At 69.8% G+C, this 11,548-nt stretch carries 9 protein-coding genes; 7 read left to right on the top strand and 2 right to left on the bottom strand.

The window, feature by feature from the left end; translation table 11 throughout:
• Window positions 1-4: 4 nt before the first annotated feature.
• Genes kdpB through AC4PTB_RS06425 form a run of 4 tightly spaced genes read left to right on the top strand, consistent with a single transcriptional unit; the run spans window position 5 to window position 6,031 of the window.
• Window positions 5-2,053, top strand: coding sequence for a potassium-transporting ATPase subunit KdpB (gene kdpB / locus AC4PTB_RS06440; RefSeq protein WP_492192596.1), 2,049 nt, complete (start codon window positions 5-7; stop codon window positions 2,051-2,053).
• Between the two features lie 10 nt (window positions 2,054-2,063).
• Window positions 2,064-2,624 (top strand): potassium-transporting ATPase subunit KdpC, encoded by a 561-nt coding sequence (gene kdpC / locus AC4PTB_RS06435; RefSeq protein WP_492192232.1) that lies wholly within the window; start codon window positions 2,064-2,066, stop codon window positions 2,622-2,624.
• Between the two features lie 12 nt (window positions 2,625-2,636).
• Complete coding sequence (locus tag AC4PTB_RS06430; RefSeq protein WP_492192231.1) at window positions 2,637-5,342, top strand: ATP-binding protein; 2,706 nt, start codon at window positions 2,637-2,639, stop codon at window positions 5,340-5,342.
• Between the two features lie 2 nt (window positions 5,343-5,344).
• Window positions 5,345-6,031, top strand: coding sequence for a response regulator (locus AC4PTB_RS06425; RefSeq protein ID WP_492192230.1), 687 nt, complete (start codon window positions 5,345-5,347; stop codon window positions 6,029-6,031).
• 43 nt (window positions 6,032-6,074) lie between these two features.
• Here AC4PTB_RS06425 and AC4PTB_RS06420 read toward each other — a convergent pair whose 3' ends face one another.
• The gene (locus tag AC4PTB_RS06420) at window positions 6,075-6,956 is read right to left on the bottom strand and encodes a LysR family transcriptional regulator (RefSeq protein WP_492192229.1); all 882 of its coding nucleotides are present in this window, start codon (window positions 6,954-6,956) and stop codon (window positions 6,075-6,077) included.
• Window positions 6,957-7,044: 88 nt separating this feature from the next.
• Here AC4PTB_RS06420 and AC4PTB_RS06415 point away from each other — a divergent pair, with 88 nt between their 5' ends.
• A complete protein-coding gene (locus AC4PTB_RS06415) occupies window positions 7,045-8,247 on the top strand; it encodes an MFS transporter (RefSeq protein WP_492192228.1) in 1,203 nt (400 codons plus the stop codon).
• 43 nt (window positions 8,248-8,290) lie between these two features.
• Here the strand turns inward: AC4PTB_RS06415 and AC4PTB_RS06410 are convergent, their stop codons facing one another.
• Window positions 8,291-9,202: a LysR family transcriptional regulator gene (locus AC4PTB_RS06410; RefSeq protein ID WP_492192227.1), complete on the bottom strand. Its 912-nt coding sequence runs from the start codon at window positions 9,200-9,202 to the stop codon at window positions 8,291-8,293.
• A gap of 64 nt (window positions 9,203-9,266) precedes the next feature.
• Here AC4PTB_RS06410 and AC4PTB_RS06405 point away from each other — a divergent pair, with 64 nt between their 5' ends.
• Together AC4PTB_RS06405 and AC4PTB_RS06400 are read left to right on the top strand one after the other, a co-directional pair.
• Entirely contained in the window at window positions 9,267-10,466 is a 1,200-nt protein-coding gene (locus tag AC4PTB_RS06405) for an alkene reductase (protein ID WP_492192226.1), read from the top strand.
• A gap of 26 nt (window positions 10,467-10,492) precedes the next feature.
• Window positions 10,493-11,503, top strand: coding sequence for a zinc-binding alcohol dehydrogenase family protein (locus AC4PTB_RS06400; RefSeq protein WP_492192595.1), 1,011 nt, complete (start codon window positions 10,493-10,495; stop codon window positions 11,501-11,503).
• Window positions 11,504-11,548: the final 45 nt, after the last annotated feature.

Here is an 11,548-nt window from a genome sequence, read left to right as displayed (position 1 = left end):
TATGATGATGCAATCCTCAAAACCCGCCGCCTTTGACCGCGCCGCGCTCGCCGAGGCCCTGATCGAGGCGTTCCGCAAGCTTGACCCGCGCAAGCTGCTGCGCAACCCGGTGATTTTCGTCACCGAAATCGGGGCCGTTCTGGTCACCGGCCTGTGGCTGAGCGAGCTGGGACAGGGCAACGGACAGCCGTGGTTCTCTGGCCAGATCGCGGCCTGGCTCTGGTTCACCGTGCTCTTCGCCACCTTCGCCGAGGCCATCGCCGAGGGCCGCGGCAAGGCGCAGGCCGCCAGTCTGCGCCAGGCCCGCTGCGATGTCCGCGCCCGCCGTCTGGTGATGCCCGAAAGCCCGGAGCCGATCTGGGAAAACGTCTCCGCGCTTGATCTGGAACCGGGCGATGTCGTCCTTGTCGCCGCGGGCGAGATCATCCCGCTTGACGGCGAGATCCTTGCCGGGGTCGCGGCGATCAACGAGGCGGCGATCACCGGCGAAAGCGCCCCGGTGATCCGCGAGGCGGGCGGCGACCGATCCGCCGTCACCGGCGGCACCACGGTGCTTTCGGATGAAATCCGCATCCGCATCACCACCGCCCCGGGCGAGACCTTCATCGACCGGATGATCGCGCTGGTCGAGGGGGCCGAGCGGCAACGCACGCCCAACGAGCTGGCGCTCTCGGTGCTGCTGTCGGGGATGACGCTGATCTTCCTGATTGCGGTGGTGACGCTCTGGGGGCTGGCGGGTTATTCGGGCACGACGGTTTCGGTGGTGGTGCTGGTGGCGCTGCTGGTGACGCTGATCCCGACCACGATCGGCGGGCTTTTGTCGGCCATCGGCATCGCCGGGATGGATCGGCTGATCCGCTTCAACGTCATCGCCACCTCGGGCCGCGCGGTCGAGGCGGCGGGCGATGTCGACACGCTGTTGCTCGACAAGACCGGCACGATCACCTTTGGCAACCGGATGGCGTCGGAATTCCTGCCGATGCCGGGGGTGAGCGAGCGCGCGCTGGCCGAGGCGGCGCTGCTGGCCAGCCGCGGCGACGAGACGCCCGAGGGGCGCTCGATCGTGGCGCTGGCCCGTTCCGATTTCGGGCTGAGCGAGCCCGCGCTGCCCGAAGGCGCGGTGCTGGTGCCCTTTGCGGCGCAGACCCGGCTTTCGGGGCTTGATCTGGGGCCGCGGCGGCTGCGCAAGGGGGCGGTCGATGCCGTGCTGCGCTATCTGGGCCGCAGCCCCGACACCGCGCCCGCCGAATTCCGCGCCACGGTCAGCCGCATCGCGCGTTCGGGCGGCACGCCGCTGGCCGTGGCCGATGACGGCCAGCTTCTGGGGGTGATCCATCTCAAGGACGTGATCAAGCCCGGCATCCGGGCGCGGTTCGCGGAATTGCGCGCCATGGGCATCCGCACGGTGATGGTGACGGGCGACAACCCGGTGACCGCCGCCGCCATCGCCTCGGAGGCCGGGGTGGATGATTTCCTGGCCGAGGCGACGCCCGAGGACAAGCTGGCCTATATCCGCCGCGAACAGGCGGGCGGGCGGCTGATTGCGATGTGCGGCGACGGCACCAACGACGCCCCTGCCCTTGCCCAGGCCGATGTCGGCGTGGCGATGCAGACCGGCACCCAGGCCGCGCGCGAGGCGGGCAACATGGTCGATCTGGACAGCAACCCGACGAAGCTGATCGAGATCGTCGGCATCGGCAAGCAACTCCTGATGACGCGCGGCGCGCTGACCACATTCTCGATCTCGAACGACGTGGCGAAATATTTCGCCATCCTGCCCGCGCTGTTCGTCGCGACCTATCCGCAGATGCAGGCGCTGAACCTGATGCATCTGGGCTCGCCGCAATCGGCGATCCTTTCGGCGGTGATCTTCAACGCGCTGATCATTGTCGCGCTGATCCCGCTGGCCCTGCGCGGCGTGCGCTATCGCCCGGTCGCGGCGGCGTCGCTTCTGCGTCGCAACCTGGCGATCTACGGGCTTGGCGGGCTGGTGATGCCGTTTGCGGGCATCAAGCTGATCGACCTTGCGCTGACCCATCTGAACCTGGCCTGAGGAGGCTTGCATGATCTCTCATCTTCGCCCCGCCCTTGTCTTCGTCGGGGGCTTCACCCTCCTGCTCGGGCTGGCCTATCCGCTCTCGATGACGGCCATTGCCACCGCGCTTTTGCCGCATCAGGCACAGGGCAGCCTGATCCGGGACGGCGCGCGCGTTCTGGGATCGGAGCTTGTGGGCCAGAATTTCACCACGCCGGGCTATTTCCACCCCCGCCCCTCGGCCGCGGCGACGCCTTATGATGCGATGGCCTCGGGCGGCTCCAACCTCGGGCCACTGTCGCAAAAGCTGCTCGACCGGGTCCGCGCCGATGTCGCCGCCTCGGGGATGACGGCGCCGGTGCCCGCCGATGCGGTGACCGCCTCGGCCTCGGGGCTTGATCCCGACATCTCGCCGCAAAACGCGCAGGCGCAGGTGGCGCGGGTGGCGGCGGCGCGCGCCCTCGCCCCGGCGCAGGTGGCGGAACTGGTGGAGCGGCAGACCCGGCAGCCGATCCTGGGCGTCTTCGGCGAGCCGCGGGTGAATGTGCTTGCACTGAACCGCGCGCTTGACACACTGTCGGCGCAATGACCCGAGGAAGCGATGCCCGCCGGTGACCCGGAAAAACGCCCCGATCCCGATGCGTTGCTGGCGCTGAGCCAGCGCGAGCGGCCCGGCCGTCTGAAGATCTTCCTGGGCGCGGCGCCGGGGGTGGGCAAGACCTGCGCGATGCTGCAGGAAGCCCACCGGCTGCGCGCCGAGGGCCGGGACGTGGTTCTGGGCCTGATCGAGACACATGGCCGGGCTGAAACCGAAGCGCTTGCGGCGGGGCTTGAAACCCTGCCGCGGCGGCAGATCGACTATCGCGGCCAGAGGCTGGAGGAATTCGACATCGACGCGGCGCTGGCGCGGCGGCCGGCGCTTCTGGTGGTGGACGAGCTGGCCCATACCAACGCGCCGCAAAGCCGGCATCCGAAACGCTGGCAGGATATCCGCGAACTGCTCGATGCCGGGATCGATGTCTGGACGGCACTGAACATCCAGCATCTGGAAAGCCTTGCCGATGTGGTGGCGCAGGTCACCGGCGTCACCGTGCGCGAGACCGTGCCCGATGTCATGGTGCAGGATGCGCAGGATGTGGTGCTGGTCGACATCCCCCCCGACGAGCTGATCGCGCGGCTCAAGGCGGGCAAGGTCTATCTGCCACAGACCGCGCGCCGGGCGGTGGAGAAATTCTTCACCCCCGGCAATCTGACGGCGCTGCGCGAACTGGCGCTGCGCCGCACCGCCGAGCGGGTCGACGACCAGATGACCGAGATCCTGCGGCAAAAGGCGATCGAGGGGCCGTGGGCCTCGGCCGAGCGGCTGCTGCTGTGCCTGTTTCCCGATGGCACCAGCGACACGCTGATCCGGCAGACGGCGCGGCTCGCCTCGGCGCTCAATGCGGACTGGATCGCGCTGCTGCTGGCGCCGCCCGGCGATCCGGCGGATGCCTCCGCGACAGAACGGAACGCCACCGAAGCTTTGCGGCTGGTCGAGACGCTGGGGGGCGCGGCGCTGCGGCTGACCAGCGCCGATTTCGCCGAGGACATCCTGCGCGTGGCGCGGCGCGAAAACGTCTCCCAGATCCTGCTCGGGCATCGCACGCGCGGGCCGCTGGCGCGGCTGCTGCGCCAAAGCCTGCCCGAGGCGCTGACCGCCCGCGCCACCGGGATCGCGGTGCATCTGCTGCCGCTGCCCGGCCCGCAGCCCGCGACGGCACGACGGCGCCTTGAGGCGCTGCGCCGGGGCATCGCCGGGCCGGGCCTGCCGCTCGATCTGAGCCTTGCGGTGCTTGCCACGACCGGGGTGGTCGCGATCGGCCTGGCTTTGGCGGCGGTGATGGAACTGCCGAACCTGTCGATGATCTTTCTGGCGGGCGTGCTGATCTGCGGCACCTTCCGCGGCACCCGGGCGGCGGTTGCGGCGGCGCTTTTATCCTTTCTTGCCTATAACTTCTTCTTCATCGAGCCGCTGCACACCTTCAGCATCGCGCGGCCGCATGAATTCCTGGCGCTGGTGATCTTTCTGATCGTCGCCAGCCTGACCGGGTCCTGGACCGGGCGGATCCGCGCCCAGGCCCGCTCGGCACTGTCGCAGACCCGCGCGATCGAGGCGCAGGCGGCGTTTTCGCGCCAGCTCTCGGCGGCCTCTTCGGCCGAGGATGTCGCCTGGGCGATGGTGACGCAGGTGCATGGATTGATGGGCGGCAAGGCGATCTTGCTGCTGGTCGAGGGCACCGAGCTGCGCTCCTGCGCCGCCTGGCCGCCCGAGGAGATCGCCGATCCGGTCGAGATGACCGCCGCGCGCTGGGCCTTCGAGCGCGGCGAGACGGCGGGCTGGCGCACCGCGACGCTGCCGAACCTGCGCTGGCGCTTTCACCCGCTGGCGACGCCGCGCCATGTGGTGGCGGTGCTGGGCTACGAGCCGCCCGACCGCGACCAGCCGCTCTCGGTCGCCGACGAGGCGAAGCTGGCGGCGGCGGTGGAACAGGCGGCGGTGGCGCTTGATCGCGCGCTTCTGGTGCGCGAGGCGGTGAAGGCGGCGGCGATGCAGGAAAACGAGAACATCCGCGATGCGCTTCTGGCCTCGCTCGGCCATGATCTGCGCACGCCCTTGGCCGCGATCACCGGCGCGGTGACAACGCTGCAACGCTCCGAGGAGGCGCCGCTGCGCGCCGATCAGCGCGCCGAGCTGCTCGACACCATCGGTCAGGAAGCCGCGCGGCTGAACCGTTTCGTCACCAATCTGCTGGAGATGAGCCGGATCGATCAGGGCGTGGTCAAGGTCCGCCGCGACTGGGTCGATGTCGGCGATGCGATCCGGCTGGCGGTGGAGCGGACGCGCAAGACCCATCCGGGGCGGCAGACGCGGGTCAGCCTCGCCCCCGATCTGGGCTTCGTGCGCGGCGATCAGGACTTGCTGTCGCAGGTGGTGTTCAACCTGCTCGACAACGCGCATAAATACGGCGAAACCGAGGTCAGCGTGCATGCGCGCAACGAGGGGGATCAGGTGACGATCAGCGTGACCGACGACGGCCCCGGGGTGAAACCGGCTGATCTGGAACGGATTTTCGAGAAATTCTTCCGCGCGGGCGGCACCGACCGGCGCAAGCCCGGCACCGGGCTGGGGCTGTCGATCTGCCGCGGCCTCGTGCGCGCGATGGGCGGCACGATCAAGGCCGAAAGCCCGGCGATCCGCCGCCGCGGCACCCGGCTGATCGTGCGGTTGCCGCTGGCGGAGCTGCCGAAGGAAGAGGAGGCCCGATAGCGATGCGCCGTTTGCTTGTCGTCGATGATGATGACCAGATCCAGACCATGCTGCGGATCGCGCTGGAAACGGCGGGCTACGAGATCGTCGCGGCGATGACCGGACAGGAGGCGATCCGGCTTGCGGCCAGCATCGCGCCCGAGGCGATCCTGCTCGATCTGGGCCTGCCCGACCGCGACGGCAAGGAGGTTCTGCGGGCGGTGCGGGCCTTCAGCACGGTGCCGGTGATCGTGCTCTCGGCGCGCGACCGCGAGGCGGAAAAGGTCGAGGCGCTGGATCTGGGCGCCGATGACTATCTGGAAAAGCCCTTCGGCATCGGCGAGTTGCAGGCAAGGCTGCGGGCCGCCGCCCGCCATGCGACGCGCGCGCGCGGCGAGACGACACGGCTGCTGCTGGGCGCGCTCAGCGTCGATCTGGACAAGCGGCTGGTGCAAAAGGACGGCCAGCCGGTGCGGCTGACGCCGAAAGAATTCGACCTGCTGTCGGTTCTGGTGCGCAATCTGGGCCGCGTCGTCACGCATCGGCAGATCCTGACCGCGGTCTGGGGTCCGGCGCATCACGACGACACGCAATATCTGCGCGTCTTCATCGGCCAGCTGCGCGCCAAGATCGAAGCCGATCCCGCCGCACCGGCGCTGATCCTGACCGAGCCGGGCGTCGGCTACCGGCTGGCGGAAGGCCCGGTCTAGCGCGGCAAGCCCCCCGCGACCGTGCGCCTGGTCGGCTCTGCGCTCAATCCGCCCGGGCCTGCGCGCAAAAGGCCGCCGCCGCCGGGGTCAGCGGGCCGCGGCGGCTGGCCAGGGCAATCGCGACCTGCGGCACCGGCTCGCGCACCTGACGGTAGCGCACCCCCTCCAGCGCCAGTTTCTCGACCGAGGCCGGAACCAGCGAAAATCCAAGATCCGAGGCGACGAGCGCCAGGATCGTGGCGATCTGCGGCGCGGGCGGCCCCAGCCGCGGCTCCACCCCCGCGGCGCGGCAGGCCGAGATCGCGGCATCATGCAGGCTCATCGCCATCTCGCGGGGGGTCAGGATCAGCGGCTCCTGCGCCAGATCGACGAGCGAGACCGGCCCGGTCCCGGGCAGATCGCGGCTGGCGCAAACGGCGGCCAGCAGCGGTTCCGACAGCAGCGGCCGCGTCACCAGATCGGGCGGATCGGAGCGGCTGGGCCGCAAGATCGCCAGATCGAGCCCGCCCGCCAGCACCGCATCGCGCAGGCGTTGCGAATTCGCCTCGAGCAGCCGCAGCGCCACCCCGGGACGCTCGGCGCGGAAGGCGCGGATCAGCCCCTGCACCACCGGGTTGAGCGCCACCGTGCCGGTCAGACCCAGCCGCAATTCCCCGGTTTCGCCCCGCGCCGCCGCCCGCGCCGCAAGGATCGCCGCCTGCGCCGCCGCAGGCAGCGGCGCCACGGCGGCGCGGAACACCCGCCCGGCCTCGGTCAGCTCTGCCCCCTGTGGCAGGCGCCGAAACAGCCGCGTGCCGATTTCGGTTTCCAGATCGCGGATCTGCTGGCTCAGCGGCGGCTGCCCGATCCCGAGCCGCGCCGCCGCGCGGGTGAAATTGCCCTCCTCGGCCACGGCGAGGAAGTAGCGGATGTGGCGCAGCTCCATGCTATCTGTTTTTCCTATGACGAACGGCTTTGATATATATTGGACTGCCGGAAGGCCGCGGTCTATCCCCTGCGAAAAGGAGATCGCAATGAGCGCCGCCGTTCCCCCCGCCACCGCCCCCCGCATCGCCAAGGGCACGGCCGCCTTTGCCCGGGTGCGGCTGGCGCTGTTTCTGGCGGGCTTTGCCAGCTTCGCGCTGATCTATTGCGTGCAGCCGCTTTTGCCTGCGTTTTCAAGGACGTTTCAGGTCTCCCCGGCGGAAAGTTCGCTGGCGCTATCGCTGACCACCGGGGCGCTTGCGGGGGCGATCATGGCGATGGCGGGCCTGTCGCAACGGCTGGGGCGCAAGGCGGTGATGGCGGCCTCGATGGTGCTGGGGGCGGCGCTGACGCTGGTGCTGGCCCGGCTTTCCGACTGGCACGGGTTGCTTGCCTTGCGATTTGCCCTTGGCCTTGCGATGGGGGGCGTTCCCGCGGTGGCGATGGCCTATCTGGCCGAGGAAATCCGCCCCGCCGATCTGGGCCGGGCGATGGGACTTTACATCGGCGGCACCGCCTTTGGCGCGATGATGGGGCGGGTCGGCATGGGGGGGCTGGCGGATGTCCTGGGCTGGCGCGGGGCGATGGCGGCGCTGGGCGGGCTGTGCCTGATCGCGGCTTTGGGCTTTGTGCTGCTTCTGCCGCCGTCGCGCCATTTCACCCCGCGCGCCGGGATCGGCCTTGCCGGGCATCTGCGGCTCTGGGCCGGGCATCTGCGCCGCCCGGCGCTGCTGCGCCTTTATGCGGTGGGGTTTTGCCTCACAAGCGTCTTTGTCACGCTGTTCAACTATGCCACCTTCCGGCTGTCGGCCGCGCCTTTCGGCCTGACGCAGGGCCAGGTGAGCCTGATCTTTCTGGCCTTCGGACTGGGCGTCATCGCCTCGGCGGTGGCCGGGCGTCTGGCCGGGCGGTTCGGGCAGGCCCGGCTGCTGGCGCTGGCCTTCGGGCTGATCCTGAGCGGCAGCCTGCTGACCCTGCCCGCCAGCCTGCCCGCGATGGCATGCGGGGTTGCGCTGGTGGCGACGGGGTTCTTTGTCGGCCATGCGGTGGCGTCCAGCGCGGTGGGCGCCGAGGCCGAGGGCGCCAAGGGCCATGCCTCGTCGCTCTATTTGCTGTTCTATTACGCCGGATCGAGCCTGACCGGATCGCTGGGCGGCTGGTTCTGGCAACACGGCGGATGGGGGGCCGTGGTCGGACTGACGGTGGCCGCGGCGCTTGCGGGGCTGGGGATCAGCCTGCGCTGCCGCGCCTGAGCCCGGGGCGGCAGGCGCGGCAGCGCGGCGCGGGGGGGGCGGCTCATCCGGCCAAGGAATCGACCGCCTCCTGCCCCTGGAACGCCATGACCAGCGCATCAAGCAACAGGCGGATGCGGCGCTGCTCGGTGCGGCCCTCCGGGAAGACCGCCTGCAAGGCCAGTCCCGGCATCGCGAAGGCCTGCAGGATCGGCACCAGACGCCCGGCGCGGATGTCCTCGGCCACATCCCATTCCGACTTGCGCACGATGCCCTGCCCCGCGACCGCCCAGTGCCGCACCAGCGCACCATCATTGGCCACCCGGTTGCCGCGCACCGCATGCCGTTCGACCTGCCCGTTCACCCAAAACGGCCAGAGCCGGTCGATCTCGGCGCCAAAACGCATCAGCAGGCAATTATGCCCGGCCAGATCGGCGGGATGTTCGGGCGTGCCGCAGCGGTGCAGATAGTCGGGGGCGGCGCAGATCAGGCGGCGGCTGGTGGTCAGACGGCGCGCGCGCAGGCTGGAATCGGCCAGATCGCCAAAGCGGATCGCCAGATCCAGCCCCTGACCGGCAATATCGACATAGCCATCATGCAGATGCAGATCGAAGGTCACATCGGGATGGGCGGCCTGAAACGCCTCCAGCACCGGGGCGATGCGGGCGCGCCCCAGATCGGCCGGGGCCGACAGCCGGATCGGGCCGGCGATCCGCTCGATGCCGAATTTCATCCGCGCCGCAAGCGCGTCGGTGTCGGCCAGAAGACGGCGCGCGCCCTCGGCCAGCATGCGCCCCTCTTCGGTGAGGCCCAGCGCCCGGGTGGTGCGATTGAGCAGCCGGGTGCCGTAATGCGCCTCGAGCGCCGCCAGCCGCTCGGACACGGTGGCGGGCGACAGCCCCGCCTCCCGCGCCGCCGCGGCAAGGCTGCCCTTTTCCAGAATGGTCAGGAACAGGCGCAGATTGTCCAGCAGCACTGTTCGGTTCCTCCGAATGATGACTTCGGAAGTCTGGCAATTCCGCCGCTTTGCCGCAAGGCCTATGTCGGAGGCACCAGACCGGGAAGCCGCCCCTGCCACGCCCTCCCGCGCGGCGCAAAGCGGAGATTTCCCGGCCACCCTGATCGAGGTTCCCGATGACCAGCCTGTTTTCCCCCCTTGTCCACGGCGGCCTGCCGCTGCCCTCGCGGATCGTCATGGCGCCGAGACCCGCGCCCGCGCCGCGCAGCCCGGCAATGTCCCCACGCCGCTGATGGCGCAATACTATGCCCAGCGCGCCTCGGCCGGGCTGATCATCTCCGAAGCCACGCAAATCAGCCCGCAGGGTCAGGGCTACAGCTTCACCCCCGGCATCCATTCTGCCCGGCAGGTGGCCGGCTGGCGCCAGGTGACCGAGGCCGTCCATGCCGCGGGCGGGCGCATCCTGTTGCAGCTTTGGCATGTCGGCCGGATGAGCCACGCCAGCTTTCATCCCGACGGGCTGCCGGTGGCGCCTTCGGCTCTGGCGCCGGGGGCATCGGTCTGGGTGGCCGATCCGGCAACGGGCAAGGGCCGGATGCTGCCCTGTCCGGTGCCGCGCGCGCTGGACCGCTCCGAGATCGCCGGGATCGTCGCCGATTATGCCCGGGCCGCCCGCAATGCCCGGGAGGCCGGGTTCGACGGCGTCGAGATCCATGCGGCGAATGGCTATCTGCTGGACAGTTTCCTGCGCGCCTCCTCCAATCTGCGCACCGACAGCTACGGCGGCACGGTCGAAAACCGCCTTCGTCTGCTGCGCGAGGTGGCCGAGGCGGTGGCCCCGGTCTTCGGCCCGGAGCGGACGGGATTCCGCTTTTCGCCCTTCATCACGCAGCGCGGGATGGACGATCCCGCAGCGCCGGAGACCATCCTCGCGCTTGTGCGGGTGCTGAATGACCTCGGGCTGGGTCATGTCCATATCGCCGAGGCCGATTGGGACGATGCGCCCGAAACCCCGCGGGAGTTCCGCGTCGCGCTGCGTCAGGCCTTTGCGGGCCATATCATCGTGGCGGGCGGCTATGACGCGCCCAGGGCGCAGGCGCTGCTGACGGATGGTCTGGTGGATCTGGTGGCTTTCGGCCGTCCGTTCCTCGCCAATCCCGATTTCCCGCGCCGCCTGGCCGCGCAGCTGCCCCTGGCCGATTTCGACCCCGAAACCCTGTTCGGCGGCGGCGCCGAGGGCTTCACCACCTACCCCCCGCATGGCGCAATGCCCCGATCGTGAAAGGAGACGACAAGATGACATCCGAGATGAAGGCCGTCGGCCTGAGACGCTATCTGCCACTGACCGAGGCCGAGGCCCTGCTGGACGTGACCTTGCCGATACCGGTGCCGCAGGGCCGCGACCTTCTGGTCGAGGTGAAGGCGGTCGCGGTGAACCCGGTCGATACCAAGGTGCGCGCGCCGAAGGACAAGGTGGAGCCCAGCCCCCGGGTGCTGGGCTGGGATGCCAGCGGCGTGGTGGCAGCGGTCGGCCCCGGGGTGACGCTGTTCCGCCCGGGCGATGCGGTCTATTACGCCGGTGACATCACGCGGCCCGGGTCGAACCAGCAGTTTCAGCTGGTCGACGAGCGCATTGTCGGGGCCAAGCCGCAAAGCCTGTCCTTCGCAGAGGCCGCGGCCCTGCCGTTGACCACCATCACCGCCTATGAGGCGCTGTTCGACCGGCTGCGGATCGACCGCGACGGCGGCTCTGCCGGGCAAAGCATCCTGATGATCGGCGGGGCGGGCGGTGTCGGCTCCATCGCGATCCAGCTGGCGAAACGGGCCGGGCTGGGGGTGATCGCCTCGGCCTCGCGCCCGGAAACGGTGGCCTGGGTGCGCCAGCTCGGCGCCGACGCGACGGTCGACCATCGCGGCGACATGGTGGCCCAGGTGCGGGCGCTGGGACACCACCATGTCGATCACGTCGCGATTTTCAACGACATGCGCCATTGGGAGACGGCGGTGGAGCTGATCCGGCCGCAGGGCGGCATCGTCTCGATCGACGACACCCATCTGCCGATGCCGATGGCGGGGATGAAGTCCAAGGCGGCCAGCCTGCATTGGGAATTCATGTTCGCCCGCGCCATGCACCAGACCCCCGACATGATCGAACAGCACCGGCTGCTGACCTGGGTTGCGGCGCAGATCGACGCGGGCCAGATCCGCAGCACGCTGACCGAGGTGCTGCACCCGATCAACGCCGAGAACCTGCGTCGTGCCCATGCCGCCCTCGAGGCGGGCACGGCAAAAGGCAAGATCGTGCTCGAAGGGTTCTGAGCCGGGCACGGCCTGCGGGGCAAGGAAGGTTCCGCAGGCCGTGCC

The organism is Rhodobacter sp. 4.3.4 (assembly GCF_058724655.1).
The sequence above is the reverse complement of the archived record's forward strand: the minus strand, read 5'-3'. Positions and strand labels throughout refer to the sequence as shown.